The sequence below is a fragment of the Stenotrophomonas sp. ZAC14D1_NAIMI4_1 genome (assembly GCF_003086775.1).
Lineage (GTDB): Bacteria > Pseudomonadota > Gammaproteobacteria > Xanthomonadales > Xanthomonadaceae > Stenotrophomonas.
Map to the genome: position 1 here is coordinate 3872354 of NZ_CP026001.1, position 14734 is coordinate 3887087.

At 67.6% G+C, this 14734-nt stretch carries 16 protein-coding genes; 8 read left to right on the plus strand and 8 right to left on the minus strand.

The window, feature by feature from the left end; all coding sequences use genetic code 11:
• Window positions 1–3: 3 nt before the first annotated feature.
• From C1927_RS17730 to C1927_RS17740, 3 genes are all read right to left on the minus strand, one after another.
• On the minus strand, window positions 4–1113 hold the full coding sequence (locus C1927_RS17730) for an S-(hydroxymethyl)glutathione dehydrogenase/class III alcohol dehydrogenase (protein WP_108747353.1): 1110 nt from the start codon (window positions 1111–1113) through the stop codon (window positions 4–6).
• Window positions 1114–1171: 58 nt separating this feature from the next.
• Complete coding sequence (locus C1927_RS17735) at window positions 1172–1447, minus strand: metal/formaldehyde-sensitive transcriptional repressor (RefSeq protein ID WP_079223297.1); 276 nt, start codon at window positions 1445–1447, stop codon at window positions 1172–1174.
• 81 nt (window positions 1448–1528) lie between these two features.
• Window positions 1529–2437 carry a LysR family transcriptional regulator gene (locus C1927_RS17740; protein WP_079223299.1) on the minus strand — a complete coding sequence of 303 codons (909 nt, stop codon included), beginning with the start codon at window positions 2435–2437 and terminating at the stop codon, window positions 1529–1531.
• Window positions 2438–2565: 128 nt separating this feature from the next.
• On the opposite strand from C1927_RS17740, the gene C1927_RS17745 reads away from it, so the two are divergent.
• The gene (locus tag C1927_RS17745) at window positions 2566–3669 is read left to right on the plus strand and encodes an alkene reductase (RefSeq protein WP_079225371.1); all 1104 of its coding nucleotides are present in this window, start codon (window positions 2566–2568) and stop codon (window positions 3667–3669) included.
• Between the two features lie 49 nt (window positions 3670–3718).
• On the opposite strand, the gene C1927_RS17750 is transcribed toward C1927_RS17745, so the two are convergent.
• On the minus strand, window positions 3719–4396 hold the full coding sequence (locus C1927_RS17750; RefSeq protein ID WP_108747354.1) for an SMI1/KNR4 family protein: 678 nt from the start codon (window positions 4394–4396) through the stop codon (window positions 3719–3721).
• Between the two features lie 115 nt (window positions 4397–4511).
• On the opposite strand from C1927_RS17750, the gene C1927_RS17755 reads away from it, so the two are divergent.
• The gene (locus C1927_RS17755; protein WP_079223302.1) at window positions 4512–4928 is read left to right on the plus strand and encodes a VOC family protein; all 417 of its coding nucleotides are present in this window, start codon (window positions 4512–4514) and stop codon (window positions 4926–4928) included.
• 48 nt (window positions 4929–4976) lie between these two features.
• Here C1927_RS17755 and C1927_RS17760 read toward each other — a convergent pair whose 3' ends face one another.
• Entirely contained in the window at window positions 4977–5861 is an 885-nt protein-coding gene (locus C1927_RS17760; protein ID WP_108747355.1) for a LysR family transcriptional regulator, read from the minus strand.
• A gap of 107 nt (window positions 5862–5968) precedes the next feature.
• Here C1927_RS17760 and C1927_RS17765 point away from each other — a divergent pair, with 107 nt between their 5' ends.
• Window positions 5969–7021: an NAD(P)-dependent alcohol dehydrogenase gene (locus tag C1927_RS17765; RefSeq protein ID WP_079223306.1), complete on the plus strand. Its 1053-nt coding sequence runs from the start codon at window positions 5969–5971 to the stop codon at window positions 7019–7021.
• 86 nt (window positions 7022–7107) lie between these two features.
• Here C1927_RS17765 and C1927_RS17770 read toward each other — a convergent pair whose 3' ends face one another.
• Both C1927_RS17770 and C1927_RS17775 read right to left on the minus strand, forming a co-directional pair.
• Complete coding sequence (locus C1927_RS17770; protein WP_159095377.1) at window positions 7108–7515, minus strand: hypothetical protein; 408 nt, start codon at window positions 7513–7515, stop codon at window positions 7108–7110.
• A 48-nt stretch (window positions 7516–7563) separates the two neighbouring features.
• Complete coding sequence (locus C1927_RS17775) at window positions 7564–8928, minus strand: glutamate--cysteine ligase (protein WP_108747357.1); 1365 nt, start codon at window positions 8926–8928, stop codon at window positions 7564–7566.
• 151 nt (window positions 8929–9079) lie between these two features.
• On the opposite strand from C1927_RS17775, the gene C1927_RS17780 reads away from it, so the two are divergent.
• The 3 genes from C1927_RS17780 (at window position 9080) to C1927_RS17790 (ending at window position 12290) form a co-directional block, all read left to right on the plus strand.
• Entirely contained in the window at window positions 9080–9784 is a 705-nt protein-coding gene (locus C1927_RS17780; protein ID WP_108747358.1) for a VIT family protein, read from the plus strand.
• Window positions 9781–10605 carry a helix-turn-helix transcriptional regulator gene (locus tag C1927_RS17785; RefSeq protein WP_079223314.1) on the plus strand — a complete coding sequence of 275 codons (825 nt, stop codon included), beginning with the start codon at window positions 9781–9783 and terminating at the stop codon, window positions 10603–10605. Before C1927_RS17780 ends, C1927_RS17785 begins: the two co-directional genes overlap by 4 nt.
• A 710-nt stretch (window positions 10606–11315) precedes the next feature.
• Window positions 11316–12290 (plus strand): MBL fold metallo-hydrolase, encoded by a 975-nt coding sequence (locus C1927_RS17790; RefSeq protein WP_079223316.1) that lies wholly within the window; start codon window positions 11316–11318, stop codon window positions 12288–12290.
• Window positions 12291–12388: 98 nt separating this feature from the next.
• Here C1927_RS17790 and yihA read toward each other — a convergent pair whose 3' ends face one another.
• Entirely contained in the window at window positions 12389–12991 is a 603-nt protein-coding gene (yihA, locus tag C1927_RS17795) for a ribosome biogenesis GTP-binding protein YihA/YsxC (protein ID WP_079223317.1), read from the minus strand.
• A gap of 157 nt (window positions 12992–13148) precedes the next feature.
• Here yihA and C1927_RS17800 point away from each other — a divergent pair, with 157 nt between their 5' ends.
• Together C1927_RS17800 and C1927_RS17805 are read left to right on the plus strand one after the other, a co-directional pair.
• Complete coding sequence (locus C1927_RS17800) at window positions 13149–13949, plus strand: c-type cytochrome (protein ID WP_108747359.1); 801 nt, start codon at window positions 13149–13151, stop codon at window positions 13947–13949.
• Window positions 13950–14055: 106 nt separating this feature from the next.
• Window positions 14056–14700: a thiol:disulfide interchange protein DsbA/DsbL gene (locus C1927_RS17805; RefSeq protein WP_079223321.1), complete on the plus strand. Its 645-nt coding sequence runs from the start codon at window positions 14056–14058 to the stop codon at window positions 14698–14700.
• The last annotated feature ends 34 nt before the right edge of the window (window positions 14701–14734 follow it).

The window sequence follows — 14734 nt, forward strand, 5'->3', positions numbered from 1 at the left end:
GGCTCAGTAATGGACGACCGAGCGGATCGACTTGCCTTCATGCATCAGGTCGAAGGCTTCGTTGATCTTGTCCAGGTCCATGGTGTGGGTCACGAACGGGGCCAGCTCGATATCGCCCTTCATCGCGTCTTCCACCATGCCCGGCAGCTGGCTGCGGCCCTTCACGCCGCCGAAGGCGGTGCCCATCCACTTGCGGCCGGTTACCAGCTGGAACGGACGGGTGGAGATCTCCTGGCCGGCACCGGCCACGCCGATCACCACGCTCTGGCCCCAGCCACGGTGCGCGCATTCCAGCGCCGCACGCATCACGCTGGTGTTGCCGATGCACTCGAAGCTGTGGTCCACGCCCCAGGTGGTCATTTCAACGATGACCTGCTGGATCGGCTTGTCGAAGTCCTTCGGGTTGATGCAGTCGGTGGCGCCGAATTCACGGGCCAGCTCGAACTTGGACGGGTTGGTGTCCACGGCGATGATGCGGCCGGCCTTGGCCTGGCGCGCACCCTGGATGACCGCCAGGCCGATGCCGCCGAGGCCGAACACGGCCACGCTGTCGCCTTCCTGCACCTTGGCGGTGTTGTGCACCGCACCGATGCCGGTGGTGACGCCGCAGCCGAGCAGGCACACGTGCTCCGGGTTCGCGTCCGGGTTGATCCTGGCCAGCGAGACTTCGGCCACCACGGTGTACTCGCTGAAGGTCGAGCAACCCATGTAGTGGTAGATCGGCTCGCCGTTGTAGCTGAAGCGGCTGGTGCCGTCGGGCATCACGCCCTTGCCCTGGGTGGCGCGCACCGACACGCACAGATTGGTCTTGCCGCTCTTGCAGAACAGGCATTCGCCGCACTCGGCGGTGTACAGCGGAATCACGTGGTCGCCCGGCTTGACGCTGGTCACGCCCTCGCCCACTTCCACCACGATGCCGGCGCCTTCATGGCCCAGCACCACCGGGAACAGGCCTTCCGGGTCATCGCCGGACAGGGTGAACGCATCGGTGTGGCAGACACCGGTGTGGGTGATCTTGACCAGCACTTCGCCAGCCTTCGGCGGGGCGACGTCGATCTCGACGATCTGCAGCGGCTGGCCAGGACCAAAGGCGACGGCGGCACGGGATTTCATGGCGGACTCTCCAAAGACAGGCAGTAACAGGATGGGCGGCGCTATGTTGCGCCGTTGTTTATTTCAGGTACGAGCGGATCAGCCCGCTCATCTCGCGCACGCGTTCGGCGCGTTGTTCGTCGGAAGTGGCCGGCTGGCCGAATTCCTCGCGCAGATGGGCTTCCATCACCTCGGACATCAGCCCGTTGACCGCGCCACGGATGGCGGCGATCTGCTGCAGCACGGGCCCGCAGTCGGCACCCGCCTCCAGCGCACGGTCCAGCGCATCGCACTGGCCGCGGATACGGCGCACGCGGGCCAGGACCTTCTTCTTCTCTTCGGGGGAATGCGGCATGGCGGCCACCTGCGGAACTATACTGGGGGATAGTATACACAGGCGGCGCCGGCACTCAATCCAGCAGGCGATCGAAGGCGTTCAGTCGAACGCACCGGTGCTGGCCAGCCGGGTCAGCTCATCCACCACGTAGCGCACCTTCGGCCGCAGGTGGCGGGTGGGCGGCCACAGCGCGTGGATCTCGATGTGCCGCTGCATGCAGTCGTCCAGCACCGACTGCAGCGCGCCGGACTGCAGGTGCCGCCGCACCAGCGAGACCGGCATCTGGCAGATGCCGAGCCCGGCAATGGCGCCGTCGATCACCGCGTCGCCATCGTTGAGCTGGTGGGTGGCCGAGGGAATGAAGGTGCCGCCCTCCCCGTCCGGGCCGATCCGCCATGCCATCGGCTGGCCATGGCGGTAGCCGACGATGCTGCGGTGCTGGCGCAGCTCGTCCACGTTGCGCGGCACGCCGTGCGCCTGCAGGTAGGACGGCGCCGCACAGGTGACCAGGCGCTGGCTGCCCAGCCGGCGCGCCACCAGGTGCTCGGCCTGCTGCAGGCTGCCGAAGCGGATCAGCAGGTCGATGCCCTCCTCGATCGGGTCGACGAAGTGGTCGGTGAAGGTCACCGTCAGCTGCAGGTCCGGGTACTGCTGGCAGAGCTTGAGCAGCACCGGCATCACCACCAGGCGGCCGAACGACGAGGGCATGTCGATGCGCAGGCGCCCGCTGGGCAGGTGCGCGGCCGAGCCCAGGCAGGCCTCGGCGGCGGAAATCTCATCCAGCGCGGCCGCGCACGAGGCGTAGTAGGCCTCGCCGTCGGTGGTCAGCGAGATGCGCCGGGTGGTGCGATGGAACAGGCGGACGCCCAGCCGCGCCTCCAGCCGCGCGATGGCCTTGCCCACCGCCGAGCGCGAGATGCCCAGCGCCTCGGCCGCTTCGGTGAAGGTGCTGGCACGGGCCGTGGTGACGAAGGTCACCAGGCCGTTCAGGGATTCCACGGGCAGCATCTGCAGCCTCCATTGGGGACATGATGTCCCGCCAAATGGGAAATCGAAGCTCTTTATGTGCCTCGATGTCAACTCCATCCTGTGTGCATGGCGCCGCGGGCGCCCTCCCCCACACCGAGATGACCGAGATGACCGACCTGCTGTTCCGCCCCTTCGACCTGGCGGGAACCCCGCTGCACAACCGCATCGCGATGGCGCCGATGACCCGCGCGCGCAACCCCGGCGCCGTGGCCAACGCGCTGACCGCCGAGTATTACCAGCAGCGCGCCAGTGCCGGCCTGATCATCAGTGAAGGCACGCCGGTGTCGCCGCAGGGCCAGGGCTACGTCGATGTGCCCGGCATCTGGTCGGACGAACAGGTGGCGGGCTGGAAGCAGGTGACCGACGCCGTGCACGCGGCGCAGGGCACCATTTTCGCCCAGCTGTGGCACGTCGGCCGCATGTCGCACAGCTCGCTGCAGCCCGACGGCGGCCAGCCGGTCAGCGCCGGTACGCGTGCGGTGGGCAGCGATCCGAGGTACTTCGCGTTCGTGTACCTGGACGATGGCAGCCGCGGCCGCGTCGACCCGACCCCGCCGCGCGCCCTGCGCACCGAGGAAGTGCCGGGCATCGTCAGCGACTTCGTGCGCGGCGCGGAGAATGCCATCGCCGCCGGCTTTGATGGCATCGAACTGCATGCTGCCAATGGCTACCTGTTCGAGCAGTTCCTCAACCCGCTCACCAACGATCGGCAGGACCTGTACGGCGGGTCGCTGCGCAACCGCGCACGGCTGATCCTGGACACCGTGGATGCGATGGCCGCGCGCATCGGTGCGCACCGCGTCGGCGTGCGCCTGGCACCGAACAGCCAGGTCTTCGACATGCCGGCCTATGCCGAGAACGAGGCCAGCTACCTGTACCTGGCCGAAGAACTGGGCAAGCGCGGGCTGGCCTACGTGCATCTGAATGACAACTACCTGCACGGCGAGCGCGCCATCGGCGAGGCGTTCCTGAAGGCCTTCAAGCAGGCCTACGGCGGCACCGTGCTGCTGGCCGGCGGCATGACCCGTGAGTACGCGCTGCGCCTGGTCGATGAAGGCACCATCGACATCGCCGCCTTCGGCCAGCCCTTCATCTCCAACCCGGACCTGGTCGCGCGGCTGCAGCAGGACATCGCACTGGCCACCCCCGATCGCGATACCTACTACGGCGGCGGCCGCGAAGGGTATCTGGATTACCCGGTCGCGGTCTGACCGGGCATGGGGTCAGAGCCGCGCCAGGCGCGGATCTGACCCCATGCGTTCAAGCGTCCTCGCGCACGTAGGCGAACGACTCGTCCAGCCGCGGGAAGCCGATCACCTGCTGTACCAGCGCCTGCGCGTCGTCATCGGTGATGTCGCCTTCAGCGATTTCGCCCTCGCGCGCGAACAGCGCCGCCACTGCCGCATACTGGTCGGCGCGCAGAACCGGCTGGTGGTTCTGCAACCAGCGCTGCAGGTTCACGGCCAGCTCGCCATGCGACAGCAGCGAGTACGGCCGCTCATAGTCCGCCACCGCTTCAACCATCTTGCGGAACACGAAGTCCTGGTAGTTGGCGGCCAGTACATCGGCACGATCATCGTCATGCCACACCAGCACGACCGGCGGCTCGTCAAAACCGGGGGCATTGGTCCAGAAGCAATAGCTGTCACCTGCGCCGGTGCGTGCGAACGGCAGCAGCTGCAGGTCCGCGCGCAGGGGATTGTAGTGATCTTCGGCCGTGAGCTCCTGCCACGCCTCCAGCAGCTCGTCGTGCTCCAGCGGCTCGTACTCCTGCGCATACAGCAGCACCGGCGGGTCGTCCTGCAGCGTGGGAAACACCGTTTCGGACCACTGCGGGTGGCTGCCACCCCAGCTCAACCGACCTGCGTCATGCAGCTGCTGGAACAGCGGCGGGAATGCCTGGCCGGTCGCCTGTTCGATGTCGGTCAATCTGCTCATGGATGTCCTTTTCATGGGGAGCCACCTACCTTGCCTGAATTCACCCGGCAGATGAACCCGCAGCCTGCTCCAGCAGGTCTAGACTGCGTGCAACCGGCCTCCGCAGACCCCTGCCATGGACTCCCCCGCCCGCACCTTCATCGTCAACATCGATGTGCCCGACCTGGCCGCTGCCGAAGCGTTCTACGTTGCAGCGTTCGGCCTGCATGCCGGCCGCCGCCTGGGGGCGGCCGCGCTGGAACTGCTCGGCGGCCCCACCCCGCTGTACCTGCTGCAGAGCGACGACGGCAGCGTGGCTACCGATGAGGGCGACGTGCGCGATTTCGAGCGGCACTGGACGCCGCTGCACCTGGACTGGGTGGTGGAAGACATCAACGTCGCGCTCTCACGCGCGGTGGCTGCAGGCGCGGTGATCGAACTGCCGGTGAGCGAGCGGCGCTGGGGACGGCTGGCGGTGCTGGCCGATCCCTTCGGGCACGGGTTCTGCCTGATCCAGTTCGTCGGGTTGGGGTACGACGCGCTGGTGGAGTGAGCGGCGCCGGCCATCCACGGTGGGTGCCGACCGTTGGTCGGCACCGCATCACTCCCGCAGCATGTCCACGAACGCACGCAGCGCCGACGCCATCTGCCGCTGCTTCGGGTAATACAGCACGAAGCCGGGAAACGGTTCGCTCCAGTCCTGCAGCACCGCCACCATTGTCCCGGCCTCGAGGTGCGGGCGCGCGGCATCTTCCAGCACGTAGGCCAGGCCGAACCCATCGAGCACCGCGCGGATGATGGTGGTCTGCTCGCTCAGCGTCAGCCGCCCGCGCACATCGATTTCCAGCGACTGCCCATTGCGGTCGAACTGCCACTTGTACAGGTGCCCGCTGGCGAAGCGGAAACGGATGCATTCGTGCTGCAGCAGGTCGCGCGGATGCTGCGGCGCCGGGTGCCGGCGCAGGTAGTCCGGCGAGGCCACGATCATGCCGTGCAGCGCCCGCCCCAACGGCACCGCCACCATGTCCTCGGGCACGAACTCGTGCAGGCGCACGCCGGCATCAAAACCTTCGGCCACGATGTCCACCAGCCCATCGTTCTCGGTCAGCTCCAGGCGCACATCCGGGTGCGCGCGCAGGAAGCGGGTCAGCCGCGGGCCAAGCTGGTTCGGCACCGCCGAGCGGGCCGCATTGATGCGCAGCAGGCCGGTCGGACTGTCCCTGAACTGGTTCATTTCTTCCAGCGCGTCATGCACCTGGCCCAGCGCCGGCTGCAGCCGGTCCAGCAGGCGCTGCCCGGCCTCGGTCAGGGCCACGCTGCGGGTGGTGCGGTGGAACAGGCCCACCCCCAGCCGCTCTTCCAGCGCGCGGATCGCATAGCTCACCGCCGAGGTCGACAGCGTCAGCTCGCCGCCAGCCTTGCGGAAGCTGCGATGGCGCGCCACCGCAGCAAAGGCCGCCAGGTGCGAAAGATTGTCAGTGGCCATGATTGTGCAGTCTGCCTTGATGAATCATGCCGATATCCGGGCTTTGTAGGCCGGAACGAGGGGCGTATTGTAAAGCGCCTTTCGACAAACCCCGCCAAGGATTCCCCATGTCCCTCGCCCATGGTTATGCGGTACGCACCAACACCGCCCCGCTTGAGCCCTTCACCTTCGAACGCCGCGCCGTCGGCGCCAACGACATCCGCATCGAAGTGCTGTACAGCGGCATCTGCCATTCCGACCTGCACCAGGCCCGCGACGATTGGGGCGGCGCCGAATACCCGATGGTGCCCGGCCACGAGATCATCGGCCGCGTGGTCGAGGTCGGCCCGGCCGTCACCACCCTGAAGGTCGGCGATTTCGCCGGCGTCGGCTGCATGGTCGATTCCTGCCGCCATTGCGATGCCTGCGACCACGACCTGGAGCAGTACTGCGAAAAGGGCCCGACCTATACCTACAACAGCCACGACCGCAACACCGGCGAGCTGACCATGGGCGGCTACTCCGACCACATCGTGGTCGAGCAGCGCTTCGTGGTGAAGGTCTCTGAAAAGCTGGACCTGAAGGCTGCCGCACCGCTGCTGTGCGCCGGCATCACCACCTACTCGCCGCTGCGCCACTGGAAGGTCGGCCCGGGCCAGAAGGTGGGCGTGATCGGCCTGGGTGGCCTCGGCCACATGGGCGTGAAGTTCGCCAAGGCGATGGGCGCCACCGTGGTGATGATCACCACCACCCCGGAAAAGGGTGCCGACGCCAAGCGTCTGGGCGCCGACGAAGTGCTGGTCTCGCGCGACGCCGAACAGATGAAGGCCCACGCCAACAGCTTCGACTTCCTGCTCAACACGGTGCCGGTCAGCCACGACACCAACCCGTACATGAGCCTGCTCAAGCGCGATGCCACCATGTGCCTGGTCGGCGTCATCACCGAGCTGGACCCGCCGCTGATGGGCGGCACGGTCATCTTCGGCCGCAAGCACGTCACCGGTTCTGCGATCGGCGGCATGGCCGAAACCCAGGAAATGATGGACTTCTGTGCCGAGCACGGCATCGTCAGCGATGTTGAAGTGATCAACATCAAGGACGTGAACCAGGCCTGGGAGCGCATGGCGAAGAACGATGTGCGCTACCGCTTCGTGATCGACATGGCCACCATCAAGGCCTGATCGCCACAGTCATGGAACGAAAAAACCCCGGCAATGCCGGGGTTTTTTCTGGCGCACAGCCGGCTGACACGGTCAGCCCAGTCAAATCAACCGACACGATGCGGAATCCATTTCATGAAGACGTCAACGGGCTGTTGCTCAGCCTGCTCCGCCAGCGCCTGCAGGAAGTCCGCATAGGACCCTATGGCGGGCAGATCCCTGTAGTCCGATCCAGCCCAGAACACGAACCCGATGTTCATCTCGAACGCACGCTTCACCAGCCGGGCGATACGCGAGCCTTCCACATCTGAGTTGGATCTGATGCGCAGGTAGACGTCGTTGATCAGATCACTGGCATCCCCGGCAACTGCGGCGCAACTGACTACCTGTTCCGCCCCAGGGAAGTAGAGGTCGGCAACTTCAGCCAGGAAGTCACTGTTCCGCGCTGCCGCCATTTCATCCCGCCCTGTTCCCTCTGCGGCAGGATTCTGCTCGAACAAGATGAACTGGCTCATGGCAAGGGACGGTAGCGCCGGGCCATGCCCGGCGGCCACGCAGCGCGATCAATAAGCAAACTCGCGGAACACCGGGTCCACGTCGCCATGCCAGCGGCCATGGAACAGCGCCAGCTTGCGCTCGGCCGGGGTCAGGCCCGACTCGACGATTTCCTGCAGCACGTCCAGGAATTTGCTTTCGTCCTGGCCATCGGCATTGCGCGCGGCGCGGCGCTTGAGGCCTTCCACGGAAATCTTCACGGCTTCGCGGGCCAGGTCGCGCACGGTGCCGTTGCGGAACGGCAGGCCCATGGCATGCTTCGGCACGCCGTCGCGCAGCGCGTGGCGCTCGGCCAGGCTGAAATCGCGCACAAGGTCCCAGGCAGCATCCAGCGCGGTGTCGTCGTACAACAGGCCCACCCAGAACGCCGGCAGCGCACACAGGCGGCTCCACGGGCCACCGTCGGCACCGCGCATTTCCAGGTACTTCTTCAGGCGCACTTCCGGGAAGGCGGTGGTCATGTGGTCCGACCAGTCGCGCAGCGTCGGCAGCGCACCGGGCAGCACCGGCAGCTTGCCCTGCATGAAATCACGGAAGCTCTGCCCGCTGGCGTCGTGGTAGATGCCATCGCGGTAGGAGAAATACATCGGCACGTCGAGCAGGTAATCGACATAGCGCTCGTAACCGAAGCCATCCTCGAACACGAAGTCGAGCATGCCGGTGCGGTCGGCGTCGGTGTCGGTCCAGATGTGCGAGCGGTAGCTCAGGTAGCCGTTCGGCTTGCCTTCGGTGAACGGCGAATCGGCGAACAGCGCGGTGGCGATCGGCTGCAGCGCCAGCGACACGCGGAACTTCTTCACCATGTCCGCTTCGGTGGCGTAATCCAGGTTCACCTGCACGGTGGACGTGCGGGTCATCATGTCCAGGCCCAGCGAACCGACCTTGGGCATGTACGAACGCATGATCTTGTAGCGGCCCTTGGGCATCCACGGCATTTCATCGCGGCGCCACTTCGGCTGGAAGCCCATGCCGAGGAAGCCCAGCTGCAGTTCGCCGGCCACCTGTGCCACTTCATTCAAGTGGGTGCCGGTTTCCACGCACGTCTGGTGGATGGTTTCCAGCGCCGCGCCGGACAGTTCCAGCTGGCCGGCCGGCTCCAGCGTCACCGAGGCGTTGTCACGCAGCAGGGCGATGGTGTTGCCGTTCTCCTGCACCGGTTCCCAGCCGAAGCGGGTCAGGCCGTTGAGCAGGGCTTCGATGCCACGCTCGCCTTCGAAGGTCGGCGGGCGCAGGTCATCCAGGCGGAACCCGAACTTCTCGTGTTCGGTACCGATGCGCCACTGCGCACGGGGCTTTTCGCCGGAGGCAAGCACCTCGACCAGCTCCGAGCGGTCGGTAATGGGCGTATCGGCGACGTGGCTGGGGCTCGACAAGGGGAGGACTCGCTGGACAGTGGCAGGGGATGTGGGGCTGGGGGCCTTCCATCGCAAGGGCGCACTATAGCGTGGCGGCCCTTCGCAGCATGCGACGGTGACGGGTTTCAGCATCCTACCGACGACCTCTTGACCCCCGTACACTCAGGCCATGAGCCGCCATTCACGACACCCGGAACTGCACCGCGCCGATCGCGTGGGCTGGCTGCGCGCCGCCGTACTGGGAGCCAATGACGGCATCGTCTCGGTGGCCGGCCTGGTGGTGGGCGTGGCCGCCAGCGGCGCCTCGGCCAGCACGATCCTGGCCACTGGCGTGGCCGGCACCGTCGCCGGTGCCATGTCGATGGCCGCCGGCGAATACGTGTCGGTGCAGACCCAGGCCGACACCGAAGCGGCCGACCTGGCCGTGGAAATGCGCGAACTGCACGAAGACCCGCACAGCGAACTGGACGAGCTGACCGCGATCTACCGGCATCGCGGCCTGGAGCCGGCACTGGCCCGGCAGGTGGCCGAACAGCTGACCGCACACGACGCGCTGGGCGCACACGCGCGCGACGAACTCGGCATTACCGACACCCTGCGCGCGCGCCCGCTGCAGGCCGCCCTCGCCTCGGCCGGTGCCTTCACCTGCGGCGCGGCGCTGCCGGTGCTCACCGCCCTGTTCTCCAGCGCGGCGCAGGTCACCGTGGCCACCACCGCCAGCACCCTGCTCGGCCTGTGCCTGACCGGCGCGATGGCCGCCCGTGCCGGTGGTGCGCCGCCGGTGCGCGGTGCCGTGCGGGTGATGTTCTGGGGCGCGCTGGCGATGGCCGCCGCCGCCGGCATTGGCAGACTGCTGGGAGCCCACCTGTCATGACCGCGATGCTGCCACCGGCCGTCGCCCTGCTGGCGGAGATGGCCAGCCTGGCCGGCTGCGACCGCGCCGAAGGCTATGCCTGCATCACCGCGCGCCGCGAACACGGCGCCAGCTCGGTGGACATTCCACAACCGCAGTTCGTGATCCTGCTGGAAGGCAGCAAGCAGGTACGCACGGCGCACCAGTCGCTGACCGTGCACGCCGGCGACATGCTGCTGTTCACCCAGCGCTGCCGGATCGATGTGGTCAACACGCCCGATGCGGGCACCGGCCGTTACCTCAGTGCCATCGTGCCGTTGTGCGCGGAAGTGCTGGGCGCGGCGCGCACGTTGTGGAGCGAGGCGTTGCCGGCCGCTGGCGATGCGATCGCGCAGCCACGCCTGGGCGACCACGGCACAGTGCTGCGGCGCTGGCGCCAGGCGCTGCAGGATGGGCACTACAGCGAGGCACGGCTGGCCCTGGCCGAGCTGGTCTTGGCGTGGTGCCGGCAGGGCCACGGCAACCTGCTGCTGCCGCAGGCACCGAGCCTGGGCGAACAGATCCGCGACCGCATCGCGGCCGAGCCGGCGCGGGACTGGCAGTCGCGCGACGTTGAAGACCAGTTCGCGCTGAGCGGCGCGACCCTGCGCCGTCGCCTGGCGGCCGAGCGCACCAGCCTGCGGCAGTTGCTGACCGAAGCGCGGCTGGCACACGGCATGACGCTGCTGTACACGACGGACCTGCCACTGAAGACGGTGGCCGCACGCGCGGGGTATCGATCGGCGGCGAGTTTCAGCAAGCGCTTCGCCGAGCGGTACGGGTTGGCTCCGACAGACATCTAGGGTGGGGTTGTCTGGCAGGGCTTGCAGCCCTGCACCTGCAGAAGCAACGTCAACGTCAAAAGCCTGCATTCCGTGGGATGGCGGGGCACTGTGGGTTTGCGGGGACGCCGTAAACCCATCCATGGGGGCTTGGTCGACGCATCCATGCGGCTCACACCCCGCAAACCCACAGTGCCCCGCCTTCGACAGGTTCACGCAGCTGTTGGTGGGTGCCGACCGTTGGTCGGCACATCTGTCAGATATCGAATGAATTCATCCACGCATGGCGTGGATCTACTGCCGCAGGCGGTTGGTAGGTGTCGACCTTGGTCGACACATCTGTCAGACATCGATAGCCGACCCCGTGCCGACCAACGGTCGGCACCCACCAATTGCAGCTGGCACCAACAGCAGCTGGCACCAACAGCCGCGGGAAACTGTCGAAGGCGGGGTGGGTCCGGTGGCAGGGGTGTGAGCGGCATGGATGCCGCGACCAAGCCCCCATGGATGGGTTTACGGCGTCCCCTGCTACCGGACCCACCCCGCCAACCCACAGGAAGCCAGCTTCTGCTTTTGACGTTGACGTTGACGTTGATCTGCAGCAGGTGCAGGGCTGCAAGCCCTGCCGTACACAGCCCCCTGAGCATTCCACGCAGTGGTTTGAGCGCATCGCGCGCGCGCCACCCGGCACGCTGCACGGCAACGGAATCCCCCGCCTTGCCGAGTCCCTCATGAACCTCCATCACCTGCCCCTGCGCGCCGCGCTGCTGCTGGCACTGTCCTCCCTGCCGCTGGCTGCCATGGCCGAAGCCACCTCGCCGCCCCCCGCCCAACAGGTGCTGGGCGTCTACCACCAGCGCGTCGGCGCCCTGCAGGTCACCGCCCTGTTCGATGGCGTGGTCGCGCTGGGCCGGCAGGAAGTGGTGGGTGTCGCGCCCACCCTGGTCACCCGCCTGCTCGATGGCCGCTATGTACCCGAAGACAGCAAAGGCCTGCAGACCGCGGTCAACGCTTTCCTGGTCCGCCAGGGCAACCACCTCACCCTGGTCGACACCGGCACCGCGCAGTGCTTCGGTCCCGGCCTGGGCCAGGTGCTGGGCAACCTGCGCGCGGCTGGCGTGGACCCGGCGGAGGTGGACGACGTGCTGCTCACCCACGCCCATCCTGACCATATGTGTGGCGTGCTGGATGCGCAGGGCCAGCCGGCCTACCCCAATGCCACCGTGTGGCTGTCCAGGGCCGATGCCGATTACTGGCTGGACCCGGCCAGCGAAGCCGGTGCGCCGGAGGGCGTGCGCTTCGCTTTCCCGCTGGCGCGCAACGCGGTGGCGCCGTATCAGGCCAGCGGTCACCTGCGCACCTTCAGCCCCGGCGATGCCCTGCCCGGTGGCGCGGTGGCGATGGACACCCACGGCCATACCCCCGGCCATGTCTCCTACCGGTTCGACAGCCAGGGCCAGTCATTGCTGGTGTGGGGCGATGTGCTGCACTTCCACGCGGTGCAGTTCGCACACCCGGAAGCGGCCTTCGAGGCCGATGCGGACCGCACGGCGGCCATCGCCAGCCGTCGCGGGCTGCTGCAGCAGGCCACCGCCCAGGGCTGGTGGGTGGCCGGTGCGCACCTGCCGTTCCCCGGCCTGGGCCACGTGCGCCGCGAGGGCGAGGCCTATGCGTGGGTACCGGCGGAGTATTCGCCGTTGAAATGAAGTGCCGCCGGGCATGGCGCCGTTGCCGGCCAGCGGCCGGCACTACCAGAAGGCAGGTCGGTAGCGCCCGGCTGCCAGCCGGGCGACCAGCAGACGCCTTACGCCAGCCCCAGCCAGCCGCCGATCACGCCGCGGGCTTCATCCACGCCGGTGCGGTCCTCACCGGAGAACACCTGCACGCTGACGCTGTCGCCGTAGGCCGAATGCAGTTCCTTGCGCACCTTCTGCAGGGTCTGCATCTGCTGGCTGCGGCTGAGCTTGTCGGCCTTGGTCAGCAGCGCGTGCGCCGGCATGCCGCGCTGCACGGCGTAGGACAGCATCTGCCGGTCGTAGTCCTTCAGCGGGTGGCGGATGTCCATCACCACCACCAGGCCCTTGAGGGCTTCGCGGGTGCGGAAGTACCGGTCGATGAAGGCCTGCCAGTGCGCCTGCAGGTCCAGCGGCACCTTGGCGTAGCCGTAACCGGGCAGGTCGACCAGGTGCGCTTCCGGGGTGATCTGGAAGAACACCAGCTGCTGGGTGCGGCCGGGGGTCTTGGACACACGGGCCAGGGAGTTCTGCCGGGTCAGCGCGTTGAGGGCGCTGGACTTGCCGGCGTTGGAGCGGCCGGCGAAAGCCACTTCGGCCCCTTCATCGGGCGGCAGCTGCCGCACGTTATGGGCCGAGAGGTGGTAACGGGCGCGTTCGATGAGCAATGACATGTGCCTAGGATCGCATGTTGCGGCGCCGCGCGCCCGTTCCCGGCGCCGCCGGCCGGGAAAATGCTGCACTGCTGCGTTGACCGTGCGCGGAAACGGCGTTGATAATCCGGGCGATGCCGGCGGCCACCGCCCGGCCCGGTCCATACGGAGCTTTAGCATGCGCCACGCTCGCGTTCTTGCCGTATCCGCTCTTGCCACTGCCGTCGTCGTTGCCGCTGCTGCCTTCGCGCAGACCACGCTGACCCCGCTGCCGGACAACGGGCCGATCCGCACGGCCTCGCTGGAGGTCGATTTCAGCAAGACCACGTGGGGCGACGCCAAGGCCGGCCAGACCAAGGCCTCGGCCTGCGCGGCCTGCCACGGGGCCGACGGCAATTCCACGGTGGAGATGTACCCGTCCATCGCCGGCCAGAGCGAGCGCTACGTGGCCCAGCAGATGGCCCTCATCGCCAACGGCCAGCGCAGTTCCGGCGCATCGGTGGCGATGGTGCCCTTCGTGCAGAACCTCACCCCGCAGGACATGCGCGATATCGGCGCGTTCTTCGCCACCCAGAAGGCCACCGCCGGCATCGCCGACGATACCGCCGTGACCGATGGCCCCTACAAGGGCATGAAGTTCTACGAGATCGGCCAGCAGCTGTACCGCGGCGGCGACGCCACGCGCGGCCTGCCGGCCTGCATGGCCTGCCACGGCCCCAGCGGCGCCGGCAACCCGGGCCCGGCCTATCCGCATATCGGCGGCCAGCACGCCAGCTATGTCGCTCGCCGCCTGCAGGAGTACCAGGCCGGGCAGACCAACGAGACCGACAAGGCGCACTTCCAGATCATGGCCGCCGTGGCCCAGAAGCTCAGCGAACAGGAAGTCCAGGCCCTCTCCAGCTACCTGCAGGGCCTGCACAACAAGGCCGATGACATCGCCGCCGAAGCCGCCGCCGCGCAACCGGCCGCCGCCCCCTGACCGCCACTGGTCGGCCCGGGTCGCCACGGCGGCCCGCGGCTGCGGTATGTTTCCTTCACGCCGGCGGCTGCGCCGGCGTTGTTATTTTCAATGGAGATGCGTGTCGATGAGGTTGATTCCCCGCCTTCTGCTGTCCCTGCTGGTGATGCTGCCGCTGGCCGCTTACGCCGCCACCCCCGCCAATGCCCCGCTGGTTGAAGGCAAAGACTACGAACGCATCGCCAAGTCCGGCCCGTTCCAGCCCCTGGCCGGCAAGATCGAAGTCGTTGAAGTCTTCGGCTACACCTGCCCGCATTGCGCCCACTTCGAGCCGCAACTGGAAGCCTGGGCCGCCAAGCTGCCGGCCGACGTGCGCTTCACCCCGGTCCCGGCCGCCTTCGGCGGTGCCTGGGATGCCTGGGCCCTGGCCTATTACGCCGCCGATGAAGTAGGCGTGGCCAAGCGCAGCCACGCCGCCGTGTTCAAGGCCCTGCACGAGCAGGGTTCGCTGCCGATGCAGAACGTCTCGGCCGATGAGCTCGCCACCTTCTACAGCGCCTATGGCGTGAGCGCCGACCGCTACAAGCAGGCCCTGCGTGGCGATGCGGTGCAGAAGAAGGTCGCCGAGGCCCGTGCCTTCGCCCAGCGCACCCAGGTCCCGGGCACGCCGGCCATCATCATCAACGGCCAGTACCTGGTGCGTGGCAACAGCTTCGAGGACCAGCTGCGCATCGCGTCCAAGCTGATTTCCGAAGCCCGCGCCCGCCGCTGAACCAATCCCGACCATCGACACGGCGCTGTCGCCG

Coding starts and splice junctions, on each gene's coding strand:
- C1927_RS17730 (WP_108747353.1), bottom strand. CDS start 1,113: ATGAAATCCCGTGCCGCCGTCGCCTTTGGTCCTGGCCAGCCGCTGCAG.
- C1927_RS17735 (WP_079223297.1), bottom strand. CDS start 1,447: ATGCCGCATTCCCCCGAAGAGAAGAAGAAGGTCCTGGCCCGCGTGCGC.
- C1927_RS17740 (WP_079223299.1), bottom strand. CDS start 2,437: ATGCTGCCCGTGGAATCCCTGAACGGCCTGGTGACCTTCGTCACCACG.
- C1927_RS17745 (WP_079225371.1), top strand. CDS start 2,566: ATGACCGACCTGCTGTTCCGCCCCTTCGACCTGGCGGGAACCCCGCTG.
- C1927_RS17750 (WP_108747354.1), bottom strand. CDS start 4,396: ATGAGCAGATTGACCGACATCGAACAGGCGACCGGCCAGGCATTCCCG.
- C1927_RS17755 (WP_079223302.1), top strand. CDS start 4,512: ATGGACTCCCCCGCCCGCACCTTCATCGTCAACATCGATGTGCCCGAC.
- C1927_RS17760 (WP_108747355.1), bottom strand. CDS start 5,861: ATGGCCACTGACAATCTTTCGCACCTGGCGGCCTTTGCTGCGGTGGCG.
- C1927_RS17765 (WP_079223306.1), top strand. CDS start 5,969: ATGTCCCTCGCCCATGGTTATGCGGTACGCACCAACACCGCCCCGCTT.
- C1927_RS17770 (WP_159095377.1), bottom strand. CDS start 7,515: ATGAGCCAGTTCATCTTGTTCGAGCAGAATCCTGCCGCAGAGGGAACA.
- C1927_RS17780 (WP_108747358.1), top strand. CDS start 9,080: ATGAGCCGCCATTCACGACACCCGGAACTGCACCGCGCCGATCGCGTG.
- C1927_RS17785 (WP_079223314.1), top strand. CDS start 9,781: ATGACCGCGATGCTGCCACCGGCCGTCGCCCTGCTGGCGGAGATGGCC.
- C1927_RS17790 (WP_079223316.1), top strand. CDS start 11,316: ATGAACCTCCATCACCTGCCCCTGCGCGCCGCGCTGCTGCTGGCACTG.
- yihA (WP_079223317.1), bottom strand. CDS start 12,991: ATGTCATTGCTCATCGAACGCGCCCGTTACCACCTCTCGGCCCATAAC.
- C1927_RS17800 (WP_108747359.1), top strand. CDS start 13,149: ATGCGCCACGCTCGCGTTCTTGCCGTATCCGCTCTTGCCACTGCCGTC.
- C1927_RS17805 (WP_079223321.1), top strand. CDS start 14,056: ATGAGGTTGATTCCCCGCCTTCTGCTGTCCCTGCTGGTGATGCTGCCG.